This is a genomic window from Pantoea sp. (assembly GCF_028283705.1).
In the GTDB taxonomy this organism is placed as follows: domain Bacteria; phylum Pseudomonadota; class Gammaproteobacteria; order Enterobacterales; family Enterobacteriaceae; genus Pantoea.
Genome location: NZ_JAPWKD010000014.1, coordinates 182,171 through 204,715, shown reverse-complemented (window position 1 = coordinate 204,715; position 22,545 = coordinate 182,171). Strand labels below are relative to the sequence as shown.

Sequence of the window (22,545 nt, the reverse complement as noted above, 5' to 3'; positions counted from 1 at the left end):
GATAATTTTTAGTGGGTGGGGTGTAGTGCCCCGATGTGAGAGAGAATAGACCTGTCGACCGGCGAGTAAAAGCTGAGGGATTTGCTGAAACAATTCAAAAAAACTGATAGAGATTTGCGCGATAAATCGCGCCGCTACAGTTTTAGTAAAGAGTTGTAGCGGCGCGATTTATCGCGCAAAAATATAAAGCTGTTGGATTACACCATCACCGGCCTGATGGTATCCAGCCACGCATCAAGCCGTTCCTCGGTAAGGTCATATTGATTGTCCTGATCCAGCACCAGGCCAACAAACGCCCCCTCCTCCAGTGACGCCGAAGTGGTGAATTCATATCCCTGATTGGGCCAGTGGCCGATCAACTGCGCACCACAGTTTTTCAGGGCGTCATACAGCGGACGCATCCCGCTGACAAAGTTATCCGGGTAGCCAACCTGGTCGCCAAGCCCGAACAGGGCCACGGTTTTGCCACTCAGGCTGGCTCCCGCAAGCTGCGCCATAAATTCTCCCCATGATGCCTCCTCACAACCGGCATTTAGCCCCGGCAGTTGCCCGTCGCCCAGTGTGGGAGTGCCGAGGATCAGCACCGGGTAGGAAAGAAAGGTCTCCAGCGAGATACGATTGATATTGACCGGTGCATCCGCCACATCCCCCAGTTTCCTGTGGATCAGCTTCGCAATCTTGCGGGTTTTCCCCGTGTCTGTGCCAAAAAAAATACCGACGTTCGCCATAACGCGCTCCTGTGGAGTGAAAGTATCAGTTCCCTGGTTATTGCGAATGCTGTGCCAGGTATCTGGCATGCCGACGTTGCACTGTCGTGAGCCGCTGCGCACCAGCGTGATGCTTTTTTCGCCTGCCTGCGGTGGGCCACTGGCGCGTGACTGGCGCATTCTGCGTGAAATAAGCGGTGAAAAGCGGCGAAATCCCGATCTGGATCAAGGTTAAGGCGGGTAGCCCCCACGTAAGGCTTACAGTTTGCATGGTTATTTCGAGCCGTTACCGTCTGCGCGCCCTGTCGGCAGGTGGGACAAATTGTCATAACTGCGACATAACCGAACCTGAAATCCGGAGAGTGCGATGACTGAGCATATGATGATGGATGCCGCTGAACCGCAAGCTATTGCACGAGGGCTTTCTCAGCAACATCCCGGTTTGTTCCTGACCATGGTCGAACAGGCACCGATTGCCATCTCGCTGACGGACGCCGAGGCACGCATTATTTATGCTAACCCGGCGTTCTGCCGTCAGACCGGTTATGCGCTGGATGAATTGCTGCAACAAAATCCCCGCCTGCTGGCCAGCAAACAGACCCCACGCATCATCTATGAAGATATGTGGCGCACCTTGCATCTGCGTCAGCCGTGGCGCGGGCAATTAATCAACCGCCGTCGCGATGGCAGCCTGTTTCTGGTGGAAATCGATATCACCCCGGTTATCAATACCTGCGGCGAGCTGGAACACTATCTGGCGATGCAGCGTGATATCAGCACCGGCTACGCACTGGAACAACGTCTGCGCAATCAAATGACGCTGACGGAAGCCGTGCTGAATAATATCCCGGCCGCTGTCGTGGTGGTGGATGAACAGGATCAGGTGGTGATGGACAACCTGACCTACAAAACCTTATGTGCCGATTGTGGTGGCAAAGAGCTGCTGACAGAGCTGGATTTCTCCCGCCGTAAAAAAGAGTTTGCTGCAGGCGCGGTAGTCCCGATGGTGTTGTGTGGCGCGGTGCGCTGGCTGCGGGTGCATTGCTGGACGCTGCCGGGCGTTAGTGAGGAAGCCAGCCGTTATTTTGTCGATAACAGCCTCACGCGCACGCTGGTAGTTATCACCGATCACACCCAGCAACAGCAGCAGCAGGAACAGGGACGGCTTGACCGCCTGAAACAACATATGACTACCGGCAAATTGCTGGCGGCGATCCGCGACTCACTCGATGCGGCGCTGATCCAGCTAAATTGCCCGATCAATATGCTGGCAGCCGCGCGACGGTTGAACGGTGCCGACCACAGTAACGTGGCGCTGGATTCCGCCTGGCACGAGGGAGAAGAAGCGATGGCACGACTGCAACGCTGTCGGCCTTCGCTGGATCTGGAGCACGCGGCCCTATGGTCGCTGCATGATTTCTTTGCCGATCTGCGCGCGCTGTACCATACCCGCTATCAACAGGGAGACAGCCTGGAGGTAACCCAGGACTCGCCACACCTGGTATGTTTCGGCCAGCGCACCCAGATCCTCGCTTGTCTGAGTCTGTGGCTGGATCGCACTCTCGACCTGGCTGCCGGGATCCCTGAATTCAACCTGCACACCCAGGTCTATGCGCATGAAGAAGAGGGCTGGCTGGCTTTTTACTTATGCGACAACGTGCCACTCAGACATGTGCAATACACCCACGCACCGAATGCGTTAAACGCGCCTGGCAAAGGCATGGAACTGCGTCTGATCCAGACGCTGGTGGCTCATCATCATGGTGCGATTGAACTGACCTCCCCGTCCGAGGGAGGCTCTTGCCTGACCCTGCGGTTTCCCTTATTTGCTTCACTGACCGGAGGCTCCAAATGACCCAGCAATCTGCATCAGAGACCACGGTCTGGCGCTTTGACCTGTCCCAGCAATTTACCGCCATGCAGCGCATAAGCGTGGTACTCAGCCGGGCAACTGAGATAGGTCAGACGTTACAGGACGTGTTGTACGTGCTGCACAATGATGCCTTTATGCAGCACGGGATGATCTGTCTGTACGATAGCCAGCAGGAATTGCTGACGATCGAAGCGTTGCCGGAGGCTGATGTATCCCAGCTTAGCGACAGCGCCAGGGTTCGTTATCGGGCCGGAGAAGGACTGGTGGGAACGGTGCTGGCGCAGGGCCAGTCGCTGGTGTTACCGCGCCTCGCGGATGACCCACGATTTCTCGATCGGCTGGGGCTGTATGACTATAACCTGCCGTTTATTGCTGTGCCGCTGATGGGGCCGGACTCGAAGCCGCTGGGGGTGCTGGCAGCACAACCGATGGCACGCACCGACACGCGTCTGCCCTCCTGCACCCGTTTTCTGGAAACAGTCGCCAATCTGGTGGCGCAGACGGTACGCCTGATGACGCCTCCTGTCACGCCAGCACCTCGCCATACGCTGGTTCAACCGGTGCGGGGGCGCAACTGTGTACCTGCCCACAATTTTGGTTTCGACAATATGGTGGGCAAAAGCCCGGCGATGCGGCAAACGCTGGAGATTATCCGCCAGGTTTCCCGCTGGGATACCACGGTGCTGGTACGTGGCGAAAGTGGCACTGGTAAGGAGCTGATTGCCAACGCGATTCATCATAACTCCCCCCGCTCCGCCTCACCGTTCGTTAAGTTTAACTGTGCAGCATTGCCCGACACCCTGCTGGAGAGTGAGCTTTTCGGCCATGAGAAAGGGGCCTTTACCGGCGCGGTACGCCAGCGCAAAGGTCGATTTGAACTGGCCGATGGCGGCACGCTGTTCCTTGATGAAATCGGCGAAAGCAGTGCCTCCTTTCAGGCCAAACTGCTGCGGATATTGCAGGAGGGGGAAATGGAACGCGTCGGTGGCGATGAAACCCTGCAGGTCAATGTGCGCATCATTGCCGCGACCAACCGCAATCTTGAGGAAGAAGTGCGCGTCGGTAATTTTCGCGAAGACCTGTATTACCGCCTGAATGTGATGCCGATTGCACTGCCGCCGTTACGCGAACGTCAGGACGATATCGCCGAACTGGCCCATTTTCTGGTGCGCAAGATCGGGCAAAACCAGAACCGCACGCTGCGTATCAGTGATGGTGCCATCCGCCTGCTGATGAGCTACAACTGGCCGGGAAATGTGCGCGAGCTGGAAAACTGCCTCGAACGTTCGGCGGTGATGTCGGATAGTGGGTTAATCGATCGTGAGGTCATACTGTTTAATCACCGGGAAGTCGCCCCGAAACCGCTGATGGTCAGTGCCCCGCGGGAGGACAGCTGGCTCGATCAGAACCTTGATGAACGCCAGCGGTTGATTGCCGCACTGGAGAAAGCCGGATGGGTGCAGGCGAAGGCAGCACGCTTGCTGGGGATGACGCCACGCCAGGTGGCGTATCGTATCCAGACCATGGACATCACCATGCCACGTATCTGACACAAAATTGTGACGATCAACACATTGTCAGCTACAGGTGGGAATGATGACAACAAATGCCGAATGAAAATCTCACCATTTTCAATAAATTAGCGGCGGTACACAAATTGCAGCAGGAAGATCAGACTACATCATCAAGGTAACGCCATGACTTCCTGCTCCTCTTCTGCCTGCCAGGCCCCAACCAGTGAGACGCTGACCGATCGGGTCGCGGGTAAAGTTGCCTCGCATCCCTGCTATTCGCGTAGCGGGCATCACCGATTCGCGCGCATGCACCTGCCCGTGGCACCCGCCTGCAATCTGCAATGCAACTACTGCAACCGCAAGTTTGATTGCAGTAACGAATCCCGCCCTGGCGTCTCCTCTACCCTGCTGACACCGGAACAGGCTGTCGCCAGGGTGCGCCAGGTTGCCACCGCGATTCCGCAGTTGTCGGTGGTGGGCATTGCCGGTCCCGGCGACCCGCTGGCGAATATCCATCGCACCTTCAGTACGCTCGAACAGGTGCGGGAGGCGTTTCCGGACCTGAAGCTATGCTTATCCACCAATGGCCTGATGCTGCCGGATGCCGTTGATCGGCTGGTGGCGCTTGGTGTGGATCATGTGACGGTGACGATCAACACCCTGGATCCGGACATCGCCGCTCAAATATATGCCTGGCTGTGGCTGGATGGGGAACGTTACAGTGGGCGCGAGGCTGGAGAAATCCTGATCGCCCGTCAACTGGAGGGCGTGCGTCGTCTGACTGCGCAGGGAGTGCTGGTGAAAATCAACTCGGTGCTGATCCCGGGGATTAATGATCAGGCACTGCCTGATGTCAGCCAGATGCTGCAAACCAGCGGTGCCTTTATCCATAACATCATGCCGCTAATTTCCCGCCCGGAGCATGGCACGGTGTTTGGTCTGCAAGGCCAGCCAGAACCTGATGCTGCGATGGTCGCTGCCGTACGGCAACGTTGCGGTGAGATCATTCCGCAGATGACGCACTGCCACCAGTGCCGCGCGGATGCGATTGGGATGCTGGGCGAAGACCGTAGCCAGCAGTTTGCGCAGATACCGGAGCCGGAGCGTTCTCCGCAGCCCTGGCTACCTATGCTGTTCCAGCGCGCCAGGCTGCACGCCAGCATTGCGACGAAGGGGGAATCGGATGAGGAAGAAGCCTGCCTGGTCGCCGTAGCATCGAAGCATGGGGATGTGATTGACAGCCATTTCGGTCATGCGGATCGTTTTTATATCTACAGCCTGTCTGCTGCCGGGGTGGTGCTGGTTAATCAGCGCTTTACCCCGAAATATTGCCACGGCAGCGACAGCTGCGAGTCAGAACAGGACAGTGAGGCACGCATGGCGGCGATTTTTGATCTGCTGGCGGATGTCAAAGCGGTGTTCTGCGTGCGCATGGGTTATACCCCGTGGCAAAAACTGGAGGCCCGCGGCATCCAGCCCTGTGTTGATGATGCGTGGCAACCGGTGACCGAAGCCCTGCATCGCTGGTGGCAGAGCTGGCGATCCAATAAAAAGTCTATGCCGCTGCAAAATAAGGGGGTCGCATGACACCACAACATCACTGGCTGTGCCGACTCGCGTCCCTCTATTTGCAGGGTCAGGGGAGTTATCCCCTGATGATGGGACTTGGTGTGCAACAATGGGCGCGGTTACAGCGCCAGATTCCAGTCCAGCAACCTTCAATGGCTGCGGACACACTGATGCGCCATCAATTGATGAGTGAGCTGATCGCAACGCGCGCGGATGAACAGCAGCAGCTGGAATTATGGCTGGCGGAATATCTCCAGCCAGATGCGTTCCCCATGCATCGTATTATCGCCAGTGTCTCGCTGGCGTTTAATCATCTGTGGGAAGACCTGGGACTGAGTTCGAGGGCGGAGCTACGTCAGCTGATGGGCGACTGCTTTCCCCCGCTGGTGGCGATGAATCATAACAATATGCGCTGGAAAAAATTCTTCTATCGCCAGCGTTGCCTGCATGCCGAAGGTGAATTGATTTGCCGCTCACCCAGCTGCGATGAGTGCTGTGAACGGGGGGGGTGTTTTGAGTCGTCGTGATCACTCATTATCCAATGCAGCAAGATATTCCCCCTCAGATTCAGAATCCACACCAAAGGATTTTCACAACTCACACCACTATTTTCCACATCATCACATTTTTCACAAAATCATGTGAACGATGTTAATCTATAAATTAATTATATTTCATGTAGTTAACTCATTTTGTGCGCTGCTGGTTATGTGACGCAGGTCATTCATATGTGAATTAATGTGGGAGAGAATGTACTCATTCAGTGAACACGAGCATGATGTCATTGATATCGAGTGTTTCGTTAAGGTGACAGCATGATCCCGAGTGAAAGGCAGGACTTTATTTACCGTTATGTCTATGAGAACCGTACCGCATCCATCAATGCACTGGCGGATCTGATGAACGTTTCGCATATGACTATACGACGGGATATCCAGCTGCTGGAACATGAGGGCAAGGTCGTCAGCGTAAGTGGTGGCATCAAGCTGAATGACGTGCTGCGCCATGAAATGCGCTATAGCGATAAAGCCCTTATTCATCACCGCTCCAAGCAGATTATTGGCAAAGCCGCTGCGGAATTGGTCGATGATGGATTGGTTATTTACGTAGATGCCGGGACAACAACTTTCGAACTGGCTAAATACCTTGGGGAAAAATTCAATACCACCATCATTACCAATGATTTTTCTATCAGCCAGTATTTAATGAATAAGGCGCAAATAAACCTTTTCCATACTGGTGGCCTGGTCGATAAACGAAATTTTTCATCCGTCGGAATCAGTGCGGCCAATTTTATTAAGACGCTGAATGTCGATATCGCCTTCATCAGTTCAAGCTCGTGGGATGCTGAAAGAGGAATTTCAACCCCTTATGAAGAGAAAGCGATAGTTAAACAGGCAGTGATTGAAGTCTCAAGAAAGAAAATCCTCGTCGCGGATAGCAGTAAATACGGCAAGTACGGCTTATATTCCATCTGTCCGTTAAACAAGATGGATACCATTATCACCGATTCTTATCTTCCTCTGGAAGCGCAGGGAAAAATCAGAAACCAGAATGTAGAACTGAAATTGGTTGATATCTAATTAATAAAATTTAACAGCACTGCCTGTATTTCAGAATACAGACAGCAGGATTTTTCGTGCTGAAAAAACGTTAGCCAACAGGAAAACTATAATGCGTAACTACCCTAAGATCAGATGGTTTATGATAATCATGTGCTTTATTGCCATGGCTATCAATTATATTGACCGCGTTAACCTCTCCGTCGCCACCCCGCATATCAAACATGACCTGGGGTTAGATGATGTCAGTATGGGCTTTATTATGGGGGCATTTTTCTGGACCTATGCCCTGATGCAAATCCCTGCCGGACGTTTGCTGGATAAATTCGGTGAGCGCCTGGGGCTGACCCTTGCGGTCGCCTGGTGGTCTGTCTTCACCGTGCTGACAGCCTGTGGTCGTGGACTGCTCTCAATGATGGGCCTGCGTATGCTGCTCGGCATTGGCGAGGCCGGAGGTCACCCGGGTTGTGCCAAAGTCGTTTACTCATGGTTCCCGAAAAAGGATCGTGCCACCGCCAGCGGTATTTTTAATGCCGGTCCGCGAGCCGGTTCAGCACTGGCGTTGCCACTGGTGGCCTGGATCATCAGTACCTGGAACTGGGAAATGTCGTTTATTGTCACGGGCTTCCTCGGCATTATCTGGGCCATCGCCTGGTACATCATTTACCGCACACCGGAACTGAAAGAAGGACTCAACGCAGTCGAGCGAGACAATCTGATCGCGGATCGTGGCCCGGCAAAAGCCAAAAGCAGTGGCAAGAAGGAATGGTTGTTCCTGTTCCGCTACCGCACCATGTGGGGCATGATGCTGTCGTTCTTTTGCCTGAATATTGCGCTCAGCTTCTTCCTGACCTGGTTTCCGTCCTATCTGATGGCCAGCCAGGGATTCTCTCTGAAACAACTGGGCACGCTGGGGATGATCCCGCCGCTGGTAGGCATTCCGGCGAGTATGTTAGGTGGCTACCTGTCTGACTGGTTGTTTCGCAAAGGTTTCAGCCTGACATTCGCCCGTAAATCCTGCCTGGTTCTGGGGCTGCTGCTCTCGTCAGTGATTAGCCTGGCGACATACACCGACAGCATTCCCCTGATCATTACGCTGCTTTCCATTTCTTACGCCAGCATTGCCTTTTCGGCCGCCGTGGTCTGGTCGCTGCCTGCCGATGTCGCACCAGGTAGCGAATACGTTGGCACCATCGGCGGTATTCAAAACTTCGCCGGTAACCTGGCAGGCATTATCAGCTCCTCATTCACCGGGATCATGCTGTCGATGAACAACGGTTCTTATGAAGTCCCACTGGTTGCCACCGGCATTATCTGTCTGATCGGTGCGCTCTCTTACATCTTCATCGTGGGAAAAATTGAACCGCTGGGTTTAGGGGCATCAGATGCGGATGAGAACGCGTCACAGCGTCCGTCGCATGGCGCAACGAAGCACGCAAATTAAATCGGGAAGGTATAAAGATGTCTCATGAAATCACCATTCGTGAAGAAATATGCCAGACAGGACGTAGCCTGTATCAGCGTGGTTTTACCGTCGGCAGCTCAGGGAATATCAGCGCACGTCTGGATGACGGCTGGCTTATTACACCGACCGACATTTGCCTCGGTACACTTGAGCCAGACATGATTGCCAAAGTGAATGCTGAGGGAGAATGGGTTAATGGCGGTAAGCCCTCTAAAACGTTAACGCTACATCGCACCATTTATGCCAACAACGATGCCGTGCAAGGCATCGTTCATACCCATTCAACGCATCTGGTGGCGATGACGTTGGGTGAGGTATGGAGCCAGCAAGCGATTCTGCCGCCTGTTACGCCGTATCAGGTGATGAAGGTGGGCAAGATTCCGCTTATCAACTATTGTCGCCCGGGTTCACCTGAGGTTGCGGTTCAGGCCGGTCAGCTGGCGGCCACAGTCAAAGGGATCATGCTGGAACGTCTCGGCCCGGTCATCTGGGGACCCAGCGTCACTAAAGCGGCGGAAATCCTCGAAGAGTTAGAAGAAACGGCAAAACTCTGGCTGATGACGCATCCGAAACCCGACGCCCTGAGTGACGCCGCCCTGCAGGAACTGTTCGATACGTTCGACTGCCGGTGGTAACGCACAGCCCTCACATTTTAACTTTCTGGAGTGACCCATGATCCACGCTAAGACACTGAAAGTTTTTAGCACCCTCGCGGTACGCGCCCCCTTTGACCGGGGAGTTTTAGCCAGCTATCAACATGAGTCCGATCTCAGCTTCGAGTGGAGCCCCACCACCATTATTGAGAAGAAACTCTCCGAGGGACTTCATGCCGATGTGGTTATCGCGACCGATGATGCCATTGCGGGCATGGTCCGGCAGGGGTTAATCAAACCGGAGAACTGTTTCAAACTGGCCACGGCTTATTTCGGCGTCGCCGTACCCAAAGGACAGACACCCCCGGACATTGCCACCAAACAAGGCTTTCTGGCTGCGCTGGTTCAGGCACGCTCCGTCGCCTACTCCCTCGGCGGCGCAAGCGGTATCTATCTGCAAAAAATTATGGCTGAACAGGGCGTGCTGGAGCTGGTGGAGCCGAAAGCGACGAAAATCGCCCAGGGTTTTACCGGGGAAAAATTGCTGACAGGCGAGGCGGATCTTGCTGTCCAGCAAATGAGCGAACTGATGATGGTGGAGGGCATCACCATTGTGGCTGGATTCCCGGATGAACTTCAGCATCTGACGCCGTTCACGATTGCGGTGATGAATGATTGCACCGACTGGGCCCGTGCGCAGTCCTTTATCCATTATTTGCTCACTGAACCCTGTCGTGCGGCTTATGCCAGCAACGGCCTGATGTGTCGCTAACTTTTGCCGTCCAGCATCCCTATACGAGTGGTGATTTTATGTCCGAACGCATTGTCCTGTTGCATGCCACACCTGTCGCCATGCAACCGATTCATCAAAGCTTCAAAACACTCTGGCCCGAAGCCGAGCTGGTCAACCTGCTCGACGATGGTCTTACCCTTGATCGTGCCCGCGAAACCGATCTCTCTGCCAATCTGATCGACCGTTTTGTGCGCTTTGGTCACTATGGCTTCAGCCTGGGCGCGGCCGGGATTCTGGTAACCTGCTCCGCCTTTGGCCCGGCGATTGATAAAATGGCCGCTGAGTTGCCCATTCCAGTGTTGAAACCGAATGAAGCGATGTTCCGTGCTGCACTCCAGCAGGGAAAACGCATTGGTATGCTGGCGACCTTCGCGCCCGCGGTGATCACCATGACCGAAGAGTTCAATGAGTTTGTCGCCGAGAGTGGCAGCGACGCCACGCTGAAAACGATTGTGGTCGATGATGCTATCGATCTTTTACGTCAGGGCGATGCAGATACGCACAACCGCCTGATTGCGGCGCGCGCTCATGAACTGGCAGATTGTGATGTCATCATGCTGGCGCATTTTTCCACTTCCCGTGCGATGGCGGCGGTGAAAGAAAACGTGTCGGTCCCTGTTCTGAGTGCACCTGACGCCGCCGTAAACCTCATGAAATCGCAAACAGGGGGGACATCATGCTGATAGGTGTGATTGCTGACGATTTTACCGGGGCGAGCGACATTGCCGTGACCTTGTCAAAAGGCATTGCGGGTGAAGGTGGCCTCAAAACGACACTCTATCTGACCACCCCGGAACAGGCAGCGTCCCTGGATGTAGAAGCAGGCGTGATTGCGCTTAAAAGCCGTTCGGTTCCGGCAGCGGAGGCCGTTGCACTGTCACTGGCGGCCTGTCGCTGGTTACTGGCCCAGGGCTGCGAGCAAATCGTGTTTAAATACTGTTCAACCTTCGACTCAACGGCCGATGGCAACATTGGCCCGGTGGCTGAGGCGCTTGCGAGCCTGCTCGGTGAAAAAGCGGTGCCGGTCTGCCCCTCCTTCCCTGCCATGGGCCGGACGGTGTATCAGGGGCATCTGTTTGTCCAGGATCGTCTGTTGAATGAGTCTGGTATGGAACATCATCCGCTGACGCCAATGAAGGATGCCGATATTCGCCGCGTGCTGAAACAGCAATCCACCAGCACGCCGGGGTTTATTGCCTGGCAAACAGTGCATCAAGGCGCAGAAGCGTTACGTGAGGCACTGAATAAATCTGCCGCCAATGGCGATACGCTGACCATCATTGATGCACTGAGCGATGAGGATCTGATTACCATCGCCAAAGCCAGTGCTGACTCGCGCCTGCTTACCGGTGGATCAGGGATTGCCATGGGTTTGCCGCATAATTTCATCGCCCGGGGTCTGGCTTCCGGTTCACAAAGTGATGTGCCGCATATTGATGGTCCGGAAGCCATACTGGTTGGCAGTTGTTCCAGTACCACCCTGCGGCAGATCTCAGAGCATGCCAAATCACATCCTGTGATGATGGTTAGCGTGGATGACGTGATGACCGGGAAAGTGAACGCCGCACAGCTAGTCGATTTTATTCAAACCAATCAGGGTAAATCACCGCTGGTATTTACCTCAGGGGACAAGGCGGATGTCATCCGCGCTCAGAATACGTATGGCCGCGAGCAAGTTTCATCCACACTCGATGCGCTGTTCGGTACGACGGCGAAAAGCCTCGTCGACAGCGGCATTCGCAGGCTGGTTGTCGGCGGCGGTGAAACATCGGGAGCGGTGGTCAGTGCGTTGCATCTTGGGGAGCTGAAAATCGGTAATGAGATTGATACTGGCGTACCTGCCCTGTTATCTCCCGGCGAAAAACCGCTGGCGCTGGCGCTCAAATCGGGGAATTTCGGCTCTACCGACTTCTTTTCCAAAGCCGTGACCACGTTGCAGGGTAAATAAGGAGGCGAAATGACCACACCACTGAAGTTCAGTGCCAACCTGAAATGGCTTTTCACCGAGTTACCTATTGAGCAGCGCTATGATGCTGCGGCAGCGGCAGGTTTCAAAGCGGCTGAATTTGCCTGGCCCTATGATCGCCCCATCGCGTTATTCCGGGATTTGCTCAACAACAGCGGTCTGCGGCAGCTGCTGATCAATACACCAACCGGAAAGCCCGGTACCGTCAAGGCTTCCGGTCAGGCGTGTCACCCTGACAGTATCAACGCATTCAGAAGTGACTTCCTGAAGTCGCTGGAGTACGCCAACGGGATGGATTGCCAGATGATTCATCTCCAGGCCGGGATTCGCCAGCAGGATGTCAGTTTTGATGCCGCGTATAGCACGCTGGTTGAAAATGTGCGCTGGGCGGCTGCACAGGCCAATGATGTCACTCTTGTTCTGGAAGCGGTGAACCCAAATGACATTCCTGGCTTTATCCTCAGGACGCAGGGGCAATCTTATTCGGTTATCCGCGATGTCGGCGCAGCAAACGTGGGGCTGTTATTTGACGTTTACCACGTTCAACGCAGCGAAGGCGATGTCACCGCACGTATGCGGGAGCTTTTCCCTCATATCCGGCATGTGCAGGTTGCTGACTCCCCTGGCCGCAATGAGCCGGGTACCGGGGAACTTAACTGGTCTTTTATTTTCAATGCGCTGACAGAGCTTAACTACGAGGGCTGGGTGGGTTGTGAATATCGCCCTGCGACTGAGACCGTTGCAGGTCTGAAATGGTTAAGTGATTTCGTCCAGTAAGATAATACAGCGGTGGTGAATATCCACCGCATTATCGTTTGAACATCGGTTGTCATATCTCTTTGGGATGCAAAATGGGGAGATACTATCGTATATTCTTCCTTACATACGTGACTCTGTCAGGCTGGTTTAAGGTGTAAATAGAGTGGTAATTATACCCGCTACCCAATGTTGGCGAGCTGCATACTGCAGTCCGGTACAGGGTTGAAAAGCGTGTATCACACAGGGAGATTCGTGGATGGTAAGAAAAATCGCTTACAGTTTACTGATGATATTTATCGGCGTAGTTCTGACAGTTTCAGCGCTCTTTCTCATGATGGCTTTTTCCCGAATTTTCCCTGCCAGTGAAGAGTTTCAGAAAGCCTGTCCCAATTTTGATGCTGAGCAGGTAAAAACCGAATTTGTTCAGTCATGGTTTCGCATGGCGGCAAAAGATGAAAGCCCCAACGCCATTGGATTCTCAAAGGTGACCTTTATTACTCATCCAACCTTCGCCGATAACAGTTGGTCCGGCGAGCTGCTGGTTCTTGGTGAAAAAGGAAAATACTCGGCAAATGTTATTCTGGATTGCCGTAACGGTTTTTTTGATTACACCGGTCCGTTTGAAAGAACCCCTTAAACTAACAGGATGATTCGCTGGCAGATAATATTACCTGCCAGCTATCAGTGTCATTTATTGAGAAATACCCGCGCGCTCGACAGTTTCCCGTTGCTGACAGTCATCACATCCTCGCCACGCACCCGGTACGGATCCTCTTTAGGACCATAACCCCATGTCACTCTGGCAACGCCATGATTCCACTCGACTGGGGCCGGGGTAAAGATAAACCCGGGATGCTGCGACTGCACTCGATTAATCGCGGCGGTGACCCGTTCAGCGCCTTCGAACAGGCCATCATAATCGGCAACGAAAAAGTCTGGCGTGTAGACATCGGCGAATCCTTTTGCCCGATCAACCGCATCGGTATTGTTCCAGATAGCAAAATGGCGATCGATTAACTGTTGCAAACCTGATGGTGCAACCTGTTGGGTGCCGATGTTCACATCTGTGCCTTTTTTCACCTTGCCGACCAGTTCAATCTGCGAACCCCACGGCGTCAGGAAGTAAAACCACTGGGTGCCGTCGGCGTTGGTCACGGGTTCGTTCAGCGTCTTCAGCCCCGCCTTTTTAATGGCCTGATAGCTGGACAGGACATCCGCCGTTCTCAGCGCAATATGGGTGGCGGCATCGTCATCTTCATGTGGATGCTGATGATTGATCTGCTCACCACTGTACTGGAACAGCTCAACCCCGGTGCCATCCGGCAAACGCATCATCACAAAGCGCTTTAAGTCGCTGGACTGACGCCAGTTAAATGCGGCTTTCCAGGCGTCGGGAATGGCTCCGGGAGTAATATCTGATTCCAGCTGCGCCCCGAAGGTGGTCTGGAAGAACGCAATCGCTTTGCCAATGTCCGGCACGTTGATGCCAGCATGATCCACGCCCGAAATGCTCACCACCGGTGACGCAGACGCGCTGAATGCCGGAGCGGATGCACTGGCCATGCCCAGTAACAGCGTGGAGGCGAAGAGAGTTGAAGCGATGTGGTTGATTTTCATTTATGTCTTCCTTTTTCCAGTTTGCTGTTCAATGTTTGTTTGTCATTAACGACAGCGGTTGTTGTCGCGATGGAAAAAGCATATCGACGAATCGTTCCCTTCAAAATAGAATGGTTTGAAACTCATCATTGCAGATTTGAAATGAACAAATTCCCCGACTTTGAAGGACTGGCGATGTTTGCCAAGGTGGCAGAAGAAGGTTCATTCGCCGCCGCGGCGCGTGTGATGGGCGTATCCGTACCTACGGTGTCACGTGCCGTGGCCCGTCTTGAAGAGCGACTGGGCGGCAGGCTGTTTAACCGTACCTCCCGCCAGCTGGCGCTGACGGAGTTCGGTCAGAGCATGTCGGCGAAAGCATCGGAGATGTATCGTCAGGCAGAAGAAGTCGAGAGTGAAGCTCATGAGCTTTCCGTTCAGCCACGCGGGCAGGTGCGCCTTGCCGTGCCTATGTCCTTTGGCCTGCGCTGGGTAGCACCGCTGATGCCAGAACTGATGCGCCAGTTCCCGGAGCTGAGTGTGGACCTGCATCTCTCCGATGCATCGGTGGATCTGATCGCCGAAGGCTTCGATGCGGCATTACGTATTGCGGCATTGCCGGATTCCTCGCTGGTGGCGCGACGCCTGTGCGCGGTGACACAGTTCCTTGTAGCGACCCCGGCTTATCTTGCTGAGCACGGTGCCCCTTGTCATCCCAGGGAACTTTCCACACGCCAATGTTTCAGTTATGCCTATCGCGCACGCAGTCAGGTATGGCGTTTCACCCACACTACTGGCTTACAGGAAGACATTGTGCCGAACGGCCCTTTGCGGGTGACAAATTCCGATGCGCTGCTCCCACCGTTACTTGCAGGGCTGGGTATCTCTGAACTACCGGAATTTATCGCGACTGAGTATCTGCGCGATGGTCGCTTGGTGCGTTTGCTTGAGGAATGGACCATGACCCAGGGCGGCCTGTATTTCGTCACCCCGACCTCGCGCAGTCGCCCGCTCAAGGTCAGAGTGCTCTCCGACTTCTTTGCCCGTCATCTGAGTGAACCCGACTGGCGCTGGCGCGGCTGATATCTACGCCCATCAATTCACAATTGAAATGATGGGTTTCATTCTTTGCTGTTTTGCAAATTCCCGAAGTTGATTATTGTGATTTCACACCGCCGAAACCGGGCGGACCATGACAACTTCAGGAGCAAATGCATCATGAAAACAGCCGTGCAGCTACTGCAAAATTATCTCGACAGCATCCAGAACCCCCACACCGCCGCTGCCCTTTTCGCCGCTGACGGTGTGCTGGAATTACCCTATCTCCAGACGCTGGGCCTGCCGCATCGTGTGCAGGGTCCGCAGGAAATCGAAGCCTTTATTGCCGGATTGCTGAACAAGGTTCCGGATTTTAAATTCCGTAATATTCAGTTCCTGATTGATACGCCGACCCAGGCGTTCGGTGAATACAGTGTCGAAGCGGGCATTGCAGGTACTGACCGCGTCTATAAACAGACCTATGCCGGTCGTCTGGTGGCAGAAGACGGCAAGATCAAACTATTGCGGGAATCACTGGATACGCTGGCCGCATGGCGTGCGTTTTCCGGTGAACAGGGCTAAGTCACTTTTTAAATCATCAGGAGCATGAAATGAATCAGCAAACTATCGACACACGCATCTCATCTACGGGCGACCATGACAAAACGCAACCGACTGAAATCATCGTCAGTGCTTACTACCGCGTACATCCGGATGACCGCCAGACATTTATCGAAGCAGTTAAGCCTGAAATGCAGGCAGCACAGCAATTGCCGGGGTGTGTCTTCTATGCCTTTTCACGGGATTTAGTGAATCCCGACGCCTTCCATTTATCAGAAGGCTGGGCAGACATTGAAGCCTATGAACGCCATGAACACTCCGCAACCTTCCTCAAGGCGCTGGCGACGGTGGTAAAAAATGTGCGTATCCTTCATCGGGAAGGCATCCGCTATGACGTGGCAAAACAGCATATTGACGATCCGCGCGGCAAAGTCTCGTCCTGAGTGATATAAGCGGCTGCCAGCCATCGCGCTGGTGGCAGACCATGCGAGCAAATGTTGCGCAACTTTTCGATTTGCAGTAGTATTCAGGAGATAAAATCGAAAAGAGGAGGGAATATTTATGACCACAACCACGCATAAACGCCATGCGCATGCTGGCTCCTCCGACAGTCTTTTTTCCGTCACTTCCGCAGACAGATTGCTCAACATCATCGGTGAAGTGGCTGACAATATCCGAGCGGGTAAAACCAGTGTCAGCGCGGAAAACATGGCGCAGACAGACCTGGTTTTCGCCTTCAACCTGATTGCGCAATACAGTACCGAACTTGCGATCCAGAGTCAGACCAAAGAGAAAAAGCGCCTCCAGCGACGGTTGAAAAGCAAGATCATGTTCACTCAGACCCTTGCGGCTGACGGCGGTGTGCTGTCAACAGCAGAGGCGGCCACGACCCTCGGTAAAACCAAAACCACGGTGAATACCTGGAGAAAAAATGGCAGGCTGCTCGCCATCGATCTGGATGGGGAATTTTACTATCCCGTTTTTCAGTTTACCGATGACGAAAAAATCTCAGAAGACGGTGTCCTCAAAGGCGTGAAAGAGTTGCTGGCGCACTTAGGAAAATTCAGCGACCGTATGCAGTATTCTTTCTTTATGGAAGAGCGTAATACGGTGCTGGACGGTTATCCATCTAACGGAAAACCTTTCACCGTTGCTGAAGTGCTGAAAAGCAATCCCGCCCCGATGGTGATGGAAGAGCTGCACCGTCTGGCAAGGCTTTTTGGCTCACAGGATCCGGCCTGATAACGCTTATCCTTCCTCGACGGAAATGCCCAGGTCATTGACAAGGATGTCAGCCGTTTCCCTGCCCTCCAGCTCATAGTCGCTCAGACAGGTTTGCTCAAGTGTGGTGGCAACCCCTTCTCCTGCAGGTTTGTGGTGCCAGAGCACCAGACACTCCTCGCCGGTGACGTTCGACGGATAATACATGCCATCAAACCCTGCTTTATGTACTCTCCGCGCAAGTTGCTGGGTGACCGCACGCGTTGACGTCGTGACATCATTCAGGGTCAGCCGGGAACCTTTAATCAGCTCCTGAATCTGCAACACCTTCATGTCTTTTTCCAGCACGATAACCCCCATAAAATAATCATCGAGGTCTGACTCTTTAAGGCCCTTTTTGTTCTGGAATACTTCTTTTAAGGCTGTCTCAGGGGATTCGGCAAGGTACATCGCGCCTGTTGTTGTTCCATCCACCAGATTGTAACGACAGTCCTCGCCATCCTGATTGAAAAAGACGCTATTTCCACCATGGGATTCGCGCTGAAGGCGATAGGTTTTCGTGCCTTTGTCCACTTGCCGTTCACATTTACCGAAAAGGTCATCCGGCAACTGCGCTATTTTGGCAAGCACGGCTTTGTCATGTTCGCTCATGACGGTCGGTTTTGAGGATGCAACAGGTTGATTTTCTTTATCGTTTGGGGGCTTTCTGATTTTGATTTCATTATTGAGTCCCCCTTGCGTATAAAGGCAATGTTTCTAGTGGCTGGTGCTGGGTATCATACGTAACCCTGTTGATGACAGGCAAATTAAAGGTAGTATCCCACCTGAATCGTTATAACTTTTCTGAACATTATACTTTTCGCGCTGAAGTTACCTTGCCATTCGCCATCAGATTCCAGCTACTGAAATCAAAACTCATATGTTGCAGTTCAGCGGGACCAGCCAGAGAGCAGAAGGTGCATCAGCTTGTGATAACTTGCGTCAGCTGTGTGCCATGAGCAGACGTTCAGTTGCTTATTTTTTGGCATGTTTGCGCTCTCTTAGAATTTCAAGGGTTATCCTGTCCATTGCTGGCATTGCGCCAGCTGCTGTTGAGCAATCATCTGAATAACTGCTGGCACAATCCGGCATCGATGCGCCGGTGCATAAGCTGCCTCAAATAAAAGCGCTTCATCTTCTAATTACCAATCAACCCGGTATCTTCCTGCTTCGGATCTGTACCAGCCAAACTGAGTCAAGAAGGTATGTTGACTTATTCAAGACGACCGGTCATATTATTATTTATGCGCGGTATCTAACAGTAGTTATCGCTTAAAGTCCAACAGACACTGAGGTCATTAAATGTCTTTGAATGCACTTTTATCCCCACTTGAGCTGGGGCGATACACACTGAAACATCGCGTGGTTATGGCACCTCTGACTCGTATGCGAGCCGGAGAAGGTAACGTGCCAAACGCATTAGCACCTGAATATTATGGACAGCGTGCTTCGGAAGGGGGCCTGATTATCTCTGAAGCAACCCAGATAACGCCAGGCGGGCAAGGATATCCGGCAACGCCCGGCATTCATTCTCAGGAACAAATCGCAGGATGGAAAAAAGTGACTGATGCCGTTCACGCAAAAGGGGGGCTTATCTTCCTGCAGCTGTGGCACGTTGGTCGTTCATCGCACTCCAGCTTTCAGCCTGGCAATACCCTGCCCGTGGCCCCGTCAGCTATCCCGATTACAACTGAAACTTCACTGACGCCCAAATGGGAAAAGGTTGAGTATGAAACTCCTCATGCGTTAACACTTGCGGAAATTCCGGGAGTTATCGAAGCATATTGCCAGGCTGCCCGTAATGCTATGGCTGCGGGATTCGATGGTGTTGAGGTTCACGGTGCCAATGGTTATCTGCTGGAGCAGTTCCTGCATGACAGTTCAAACCAACGTACCGATATTTATGGTGGTTCCTTTGAGAACCGCGCTCGTTTGCTGCTTGAGGTGACAGAGGCAGTCAGTGCGATCTGTGGCGCAGAGCGCGTGGGTGTTCGCCTTTCACCTTTTGGCACTTACAACGATGTTGGCGATTCCGATCCAGTAGCCCTTTACAGCTATGTTCTCCCACAGCTGGAAAAGCTCAATATTGCTTACGTGAGCATTATTGAAGCCCGTGGCGGTGGAGGTATGCAGATCGGTGAGCCGCAATCAGTTGATCAGCTTCGCCCATTCTGGAAACGAACGCTTATCCTGGCGGGGGGATTTAGCAGCGAGAGCGCTGATGAAGCGATCCGTGAAGGGAGAGCAGACGCCATCGCATTTGGCCGTTCATTTATTGCTAACCCGGACCTGCCCGCCCGTTTCGCAGTAAATGCACCACTGAATCATTACAACCGCGCCACATTCTACGGCGGTGGAGCTGAAGGATATGTGGACTATCCGGCTCTGGAAAACGTGGCAAGTCAGTCTTAAAAATAATCATCCTTTGAAGTCATACACCACGACAAAGATTGCATACCTATATATACAGGAAATTGAATCATGAAAATCGCACTTCTGGCAGCTACCGGAAACGCCGGTAGCACGACTCTGGCTGAACTGATCCGCCGAGGACACGAAGTCATTGCGGTGGCCCGTAATCTCGACAAATTACCTAAAGATTTGCCCGATAACATCTCATGCGTGCAGGACGACCTGACTGACACAGAACGTCTGGCGAAGATCATCTCAGGAACAGATGCGGTTGTGAGTGCGTTTGGCCCTTCAAGCAGTGATCCCCGTTACACATCAGACCAGAGCTATACCGATCAACTGGTAGGGGTTACTGAACGCGCAATCTCAGCAGTGAAGAAAGCTGGCGTACCTCGTCTGCTCGTCGTTGGTGGCGCCGGTTCTCTGTGGTTTTCACCCGGCGTCTCTGTACTTGATTCCGGCTACTGGCCTGAACCCTATGTTGCGATCGCCAAATCACATGTTAAAGCATTCAGTGCGCTGCGCGCATCTGAAATCAACTGGACTTACTTCAGTCCGCCAATGATGATTGCACCAGGTGAGCGCACCGGTAAGTTCCGCCTGGGTGGTGACGACGTCCTCTTCGACAGCAACGGTAAGAACACCGTATCTTTTGAAGACTATGCGATTGCTCTGGTCGATGAGCTTGAACAACCCGCACACGAACGTCAGCGTTTTACTATCGCGTATTAAACTGCTTTTCTGAAACGTACTGTTCCTGAACCCGTTACCCTTGTGATGCTGCCCTCACGGGCAGCAAATCAGAAACTGCGCTTCATAGGAGGTTAACCAGCCTTGTGTCTCCCATATGTCAGACGCTATGCTGGCCGACTACTGAATTTCTGAGCTGATATTATCAAGAGCCATACCATGTCAATCCCTACCACCGTAGTGTCCGCTCGCCGCGGACCAAAACCAAAACCGGGTACGAAGGAAAACCTCATCAAAGCAGGCATGAACATGCTTCATCAAATGGGATATTCCGCCACAGGTATAAAAGACATAGTTGACGTGGCTGGCGTGCCTAAAGGATCGTTTTACAATTACTTTGAAAGCAAAGAAGCGTTCGCAGAACAAATCATTGATACCTATTTTGAACAGGCACTGCCACAGCTGAAAAGTCAGCTTGAAAATCCTGAACGTACACCCCTTGAGCGATTACAAAACTATTTTCAAAACCGGGCAGAAAGTTTCATCGCAACTCAATACTCTCAGGGATGTCTGCTTGGCAATTTCTCGCTGGAAATCGCCGATCACAGCGAACAAATACGCCAGAGAATTTCATATCATTTCAACACCTGGACTGAGCAAATTGAAAAATGCATCTCTGAAGCTCAACTAAAAGGTGAGATAAAATCGACAATACCGGCAGCGCTATTAGCTCGTTTTGTTCTGAACAGCTGGGAGGGGGCGCTGGTGAGAATGCGGGCAGATAGCAATGAAGAGCCTCTGCGTGATTTCATGGACATTATATTTGTGGCTGTCCTCGTCTGAATGATTGGGTGTCGGCGGCCAATAAAATCCAATGAACATAATGTGCATTTGCCTGATGTTCTGTTTATCGAGTGAAACCTTTTCAAAAGCGGGCCTTCTAATCCTCACCTTGTACGTTGTGCATGTGCATTACTCCTTAATGCACTTACCAGCGCTCCGTTGCCTGATGCATATTGATGTTTTTGTCACTCAGGAGACGTTTATAGCCTCCTCTGCTGGCAGAGCGGAAATTCTGTCTGCTGCTGATTAATGCAACTGCACCGCCATCTGAATAACTTCTGCACAATCTTGCACCAGTGCGGTCGCGTAACTGCAGGCAGACAGCCCCTGTTACGGCATTCCCGCCCCACTTGGACACAACCGTAATTCTGTCCAGTTATCCCGCACTTACCCCCAGAATCTGTGGATAATCAATATGTCGTGTATACAGCAACTGACCTGAACACAACATATAGCGTTCATCAGCCTGCCACCGCCCCCATGCCGCCGCTCGAAATCGTGCTTTTTCACCTAGACGAAAAGGCACATTCGGAAATAATATCCGGAGACGCGCCGGGCAGACCGGAATTATTCAACTTTACTTTATTGCATAACGTCAAATCGCGCATTTTCTAAAAATTATATGTCCGTTATTCGCTCACAGCGGACCTTTAGCTCAGTTAGTTTGTCCGCTTCGTGCCAGGAGCGGAAACTACTTATTTCACCAGCCCATTAGTTTTCCTTAAAATTCAGTTGCAGGCTGCGGGTAGCAGACCCGCAAGCCTGTATCCGTCAATGAGATCATCAAAAAGCTTAATGTTGTTCCGGCTTCTGGCCATCAGTTGTGCGCCGGCAATGGCAGAAAAAATGGCACTGGCTCGGATTCTGCTGCCTTCTGATGTTGTAATCCCCGCTTGCAGAAGCTGCCCTGCCAGCCAGTCGATGTTGACGTCAGCGAACTTTTGCACCTCAAGTTTGACCGGTTCTGGCAAGTCATCGTATTCAGCCGACATAAAGCTTCCCATACAGAGCCGGTTTCCGCTTTCCAGCGAGCGACGAAATATTTGCGGATAACGGCCCAGACTTTTGAGTGCATCGCCCTCAGTTTCCCTTATCACTTCCAGGTCATGCGCCGTGTCTTCCCAGTATCGCTGAGCCACTGCTGCCCCCAATTCGGCCTTGCTGGGGAAATAATAGTAAATGCTGGCCGCCTTAATCCCTACCTCATCTGCCAGAGGACGGATATTCAAACCCGTATAGCCATGCGCCTGCGCCGCCAGCCGTGCTGCGTTCAGAATTTCGTCGCGGGATGTTTTGCTCATTATTTCATTACTCCGGAAGCCTGAGTAAGAATTCTAACATTTGTTA

General features: G+C 52.8%; 23 protein-coding genes. 19 read left to right on the top strand and 4 right to left on the bottom strand.

Annotated features, from left to right (window positions below; all coding sequences use genetic code 11):
- Nucleotides 1-197: 197 nt before the first annotated feature.
- Nucleotides 198-728, bottom strand: coding sequence for a flavodoxin (locus tag PW844_RS12615; RefSeq protein ID WP_299452051.1), 531 nt, complete (start codon nt 726-728; stop codon nt 198-200).
- A 346-nt stretch (nt 729-1,074) separates the two neighbouring features.
- Here PW844_RS12615 and nifL point away from each other — a divergent pair, with 346 nt between their 5' ends.
- The 12 genes from nifL (at nt 1,075) to PW844_RS12555 (ending at nt 13,438) form a co-directional block, all read left to right on the top strand.
- Nucleotides 1,075-2,562: a nitrogen fixation negative regulator NifL gene (gene nifL, locus PW844_RS12610; protein ID WP_299451995.1), complete on the top strand. Its 1,488-nt coding sequence runs from the start codon at nt 1,075-1,077 to the stop codon at nt 2,560-2,562.
- Entirely contained in the window at nt 2,559-4,130 is a 1,572-nt protein-coding gene (gene nifA / locus PW844_RS12605; protein WP_299451993.1) for a nif-specific transcriptional activator NifA, read from the top strand. Before nifL ends, nifA begins: the two co-directional genes overlap by 4 nt.
- Nucleotides 4,131-4,277: 147 nt before the next feature.
- Complete coding sequence (gene nifB / locus PW844_RS12600; protein WP_299451991.1) at nt 4,278-5,681, top strand: nitrogenase cofactor biosynthesis protein NifB; 1,404 nt, start codon at nt 4,278-4,280, stop codon at nt 5,679-5,681.
- Nucleotides 5,678-6,190 carry a nitrogen fixation protein NifQ gene (locus PW844_RS12595; RefSeq protein ID WP_299451989.1) on the top strand — a complete coding sequence of 171 codons (513 nt, stop codon included), beginning with the start codon at nt 5,678-5,680 and terminating at the stop codon, nt 6,188-6,190. The genes nifB and PW844_RS12595 overlap by 4 nt, the downstream gene beginning before the upstream one ends.
- 288 nt (nt 6,191-6,478) lie before the next feature.
- Nucleotides 6,479-7,246 carry a DeoR/GlpR family DNA-binding transcription regulator gene (locus tag PW844_RS12590; RefSeq protein ID WP_299451987.1) on the top strand — a complete coding sequence of 256 codons (768 nt, stop codon included), beginning with the start codon at nt 6,479-6,481 and terminating at the stop codon, nt 7,244-7,246.
- Nucleotides 7,247-7,337: 91 nt separating this feature from the next.
- Nucleotides 7,338-8,669, top strand: coding sequence for an MFS transporter (locus tag PW844_RS12585; RefSeq protein ID WP_299451985.1), 1,332 nt, complete (start codon nt 7,338-7,340; stop codon nt 8,667-8,669).
- A 17-nt stretch (nt 8,670-8,686) separates the two neighbouring features.
- Entirely contained in the window at nt 8,687-9,325 is a 639-nt protein-coding gene (locus PW844_RS12580) for an aldolase (protein WP_299451984.1), read from the top strand.
- 37 nt (nt 9,326-9,362) lie between these two features.
- Nucleotides 9,363-10,055: a substrate-binding domain-containing protein gene (locus tag PW844_RS12575; protein WP_299451982.1), complete on the top strand. Its 693-nt coding sequence runs from the start codon at nt 9,363-9,365 to the stop codon at nt 10,053-10,055.
- Between the two features lie 38 nt (nt 10,056-10,093).
- A complete protein-coding gene (locus PW844_RS12570; protein ID WP_299451981.1) occupies nt 10,094-10,759 on the top strand; it encodes an aspartate/glutamate racemase family protein in 666 nt (221 codons plus the stop codon).
- A complete protein-coding gene (gene otnK / locus PW844_RS12565; RefSeq protein WP_299451980.1) occupies nt 10,753-12,024 on the top strand; it encodes a 3-oxo-tetronate kinase in 1,272 nt (423 codons plus the stop codon). The genes PW844_RS12570 and otnK overlap by 7 nt, the downstream gene beginning before the upstream one ends.
- A gap of 9 nt (nt 12,025-12,033) precedes the next feature.
- Entirely contained in the window at nt 12,034-12,819 is a 786-nt protein-coding gene (locus tag PW844_RS12560; protein ID WP_299451979.1) for a TIM barrel protein, read from the top strand.
- A 238-nt stretch (nt 12,820-13,057) separates the two neighbouring features.
- The gene (locus PW844_RS12555; protein WP_299451978.1) at nt 13,058-13,438 is read left to right on the top strand and encodes a hypothetical protein; all 381 of its coding nucleotides are present in this window, start codon (nt 13,058-13,060) and stop codon (nt 13,436-13,438) included.
- A 50-nt stretch (nt 13,439-13,488) separates the two neighbouring features.
- Here the strand turns inward: PW844_RS12555 and PW844_RS12550 are convergent, their stop codons facing one another.
- Complete coding sequence (locus PW844_RS12550) at nt 13,489-14,418, bottom strand: VOC family protein (protein ID WP_299451977.1); 930 nt, start codon at nt 14,416-14,418, stop codon at nt 13,489-13,491.
- 141 nt (nt 14,419-14,559) lie between these two features.
- Between PW844_RS12550 and PW844_RS12545 the strand changes: the two genes are divergently transcribed.
- The 4 genes from PW844_RS12545 (at nt 14,560) to PW844_RS12530 (ending at nt 17,235) form a co-directional block, all read left to right on the top strand.
- A complete protein-coding gene (locus tag PW844_RS12545) occupies nt 14,560-15,477 on the top strand; it encodes a LysR family transcriptional regulator (RefSeq protein WP_299451976.1) in 918 nt (305 codons plus the stop codon).
- A 135-nt stretch (nt 15,478-15,612) separates the two neighbouring features.
- Nucleotides 15,613-16,014 (top strand): nuclear transport factor 2 family protein, encoded by a 402-nt coding sequence (locus PW844_RS12540; protein WP_084879026.1) that lies wholly within the window; start codon nt 15,613-15,615, stop codon nt 16,012-16,014.
- 29 nt (nt 16,015-16,043) lie between these two features.
- The gene (locus PW844_RS12535) at nt 16,044-16,436 is read left to right on the top strand and encodes a putative quinol monooxygenase (RefSeq protein WP_299451975.1); all 393 of its coding nucleotides are present in this window, start codon (nt 16,044-16,046) and stop codon (nt 16,434-16,436) included.
- Nucleotides 16,437-16,554: 118 nt separating this feature from the next.
- Complete coding sequence (locus PW844_RS12530; protein WP_299451974.1) at nt 16,555-17,235, top strand: helix-turn-helix domain-containing protein; 681 nt, start codon at nt 16,555-16,557, stop codon at nt 17,233-17,235.
- Nucleotides 17,236-17,241: 6 nt separating this feature from the next.
- Here the strand turns inward: PW844_RS12530 and PW844_RS12525 are convergent, their stop codons facing one another.
- Entirely contained in the window at nt 17,242-17,865 is a 624-nt protein-coding gene (locus PW844_RS12525; RefSeq protein WP_299451972.1) for an RES family NAD+ phosphorylase, read from the bottom strand.
- Between the two features lie 690 nt (nt 17,866-18,555).
- On the opposite strand from PW844_RS12525, the gene PW844_RS12520 reads away from it, so the two are divergent.
- From PW844_RS12520 to PW844_RS12510, 3 genes are all read left to right on the top strand, one after another.
- A complete protein-coding gene (locus PW844_RS12520) occupies nt 18,556-19,665 on the top strand; it encodes an alkene reductase (protein WP_299451971.1) in 1,110 nt (369 codons plus the stop codon).
- A gap of 69 nt (nt 19,666-19,734) precedes the next feature.
- Nucleotides 19,735-20,397: an NAD(P)-dependent oxidoreductase gene (locus PW844_RS12515; protein ID WP_299451970.1), complete on the top strand. Its 663-nt coding sequence runs from the start codon at nt 19,735-19,737 to the stop codon at nt 20,395-20,397.
- Between the two features lie 177 nt (nt 20,398-20,574).
- On the top strand, nt 20,575-21,198 hold the full coding sequence (locus PW844_RS12510) for a TetR family transcriptional regulator C-terminal domain-containing protein (protein WP_299451969.1): 624 nt from the start codon (nt 20,575-20,577) through the stop codon (nt 21,196-21,198).
- 728 nt (nt 21,199-21,926) lie between these two features.
- Here the strand turns inward: PW844_RS12510 and PW844_RS12505 are convergent.
- Nucleotides 21,927-22,499 carry a TetR/AcrR family transcriptional regulator gene (locus tag PW844_RS12505; protein WP_299451968.1) on the bottom strand — a complete coding sequence of 191 codons (573 nt, stop codon included), beginning with the start codon at nt 22,497-22,499 and terminating at the stop codon, nt 21,927-21,929.
- Nucleotides 22,500-22,545: the final 46 nt, after the last annotated feature.

Bases quoted from the DNA above. Each gene is read 5' to 3' on its own strand.
- nifA (WP_299451993.1), top strand. From the start codon at position 2,559: ATGACCCAGCAATCTGCATCAGAGACCACGGTCTGGCGCTTTGACCTG.
- PW844_RS12560 (WP_299451979.1), top strand. From the start codon at position 12,034: ATGACCACACCACTGAAGTTCAGTGCCAACCTGAAATGGCTTTTCACC.
- PW844_RS12540 (WP_084879026.1), top strand. From the start codon at position 15,613: ATGAAAACAGCCGTGCAGCTACTGCAAAATTATCTCGACAGCATCCAG.
- PW844_RS12520 (WP_299451971.1), top strand. From the start codon at position 18,556: ATGTCTTTGAATGCACTTTTATCCCCACTTGAGCTGGGGCGATACACA.
- PW844_RS12505 (WP_299451968.1), bottom strand. From the start codon at position 22,499: ATGAGCAAAACATCCCGCGACGAAATTCTGAACGCAGCACGGCTGGCG.
- PW844_RS12550 (WP_299451977.1), bottom strand. From the start codon at position 14,418: ATGAAAATCAACCACATCGCTTCAACTCTCTTCGCCTCCACGCTGTTA.
- PW844_RS12585 (WP_299451985.1), top strand. From the start codon at position 7,338: ATGCGTAACTACCCTAAGATCAGATGGTTTATGATAATCATGTGCTTT.
- PW844_RS12615 (WP_299452051.1), bottom strand. From the start codon at position 728: ATGGCGAACGTCGGTATTTTTTTTGGCACAGACACGGGGAAAACCCGC.
- PW844_RS12555 (WP_299451978.1), top strand. From the start codon at position 13,058: ATGGTAAGAAAAATCGCTTACAGTTTACTGATGATATTTATCGGCGTA.
- PW844_RS12515 (WP_299451970.1), top strand. From the start codon at position 19,735: ATGAAAATCGCACTTCTGGCAGCTACCGGAAACGCCGGTAGCACGACT.
- PW844_RS12530 (WP_299451974.1), top strand. From the start codon at position 16,555: ATGACCACAACCACGCATAAACGCCATGCGCATGCTGGCTCCTCCGAC.
- nifL (WP_299451995.1), top strand. From the start codon at position 1,075: ATGACTGAGCATATGATGATGGATGCCGCTGAACCGCAAGCTATTGCA.
- nifB (WP_299451991.1), top strand. From the start codon at position 4,278: ATGACTTCCTGCTCCTCTTCTGCCTGCCAGGCCCCAACCAGTGAGACG.
- PW844_RS12510 (WP_299451969.1), top strand. From the start codon at position 20,575: ATGTCAATCCCTACCACCGTAGTGTCCGCTCGCCGCGGACCAAAACCA.
- otnK (WP_299451980.1), top strand. From the start codon at position 10,753: ATGCTGATAGGTGTGATTGCTGACGATTTTACCGGGGCGAGCGACATT.
- PW844_RS12595 (WP_299451989.1), top strand. From the start codon at position 5,678: ATGACACCACAACATCACTGGCTGTGCCGACTCGCGTCCCTCTATTTG.
- PW844_RS12570 (WP_299451981.1), top strand. From the start codon at position 10,094: ATGTCCGAACGCATTGTCCTGTTGCATGCCACACCTGTCGCCATGCAA.
- PW844_RS12580 (WP_299451984.1), top strand. From the start codon at position 8,687: ATGTCTCATGAAATCACCATTCGTGAAGAAATATGCCAGACAGGACGT.
- PW844_RS12575 (WP_299451982.1), top strand. From the start codon at position 9,363: ATGATCCACGCTAAGACACTGAAAGTTTTTAGCACCCTCGCGGTACGC.
- PW844_RS12535 (WP_299451975.1), top strand. From the start codon at position 16,044: ATGAATCAGCAAACTATCGACACACGCATCTCATCTACGGGCGACCAT.
- PW844_RS12590 (WP_299451987.1), top strand. From the start codon at position 6,479: ATGATCCCGAGTGAAAGGCAGGACTTTATTTACCGTTATGTCTATGAG.
- PW844_RS12525 (WP_299451972.1), bottom strand. From the start codon at position 17,865: ATGAGCGAACATGACAAAGCCGTGCTTGCCAAAATAGCGCAGTTGCCG.
- PW844_RS12545 (WP_299451976.1), top strand. From the start codon at position 14,560: ATGAACAAATTCCCCGACTTTGAAGGACTGGCGATGTTTGCCAAGGTG.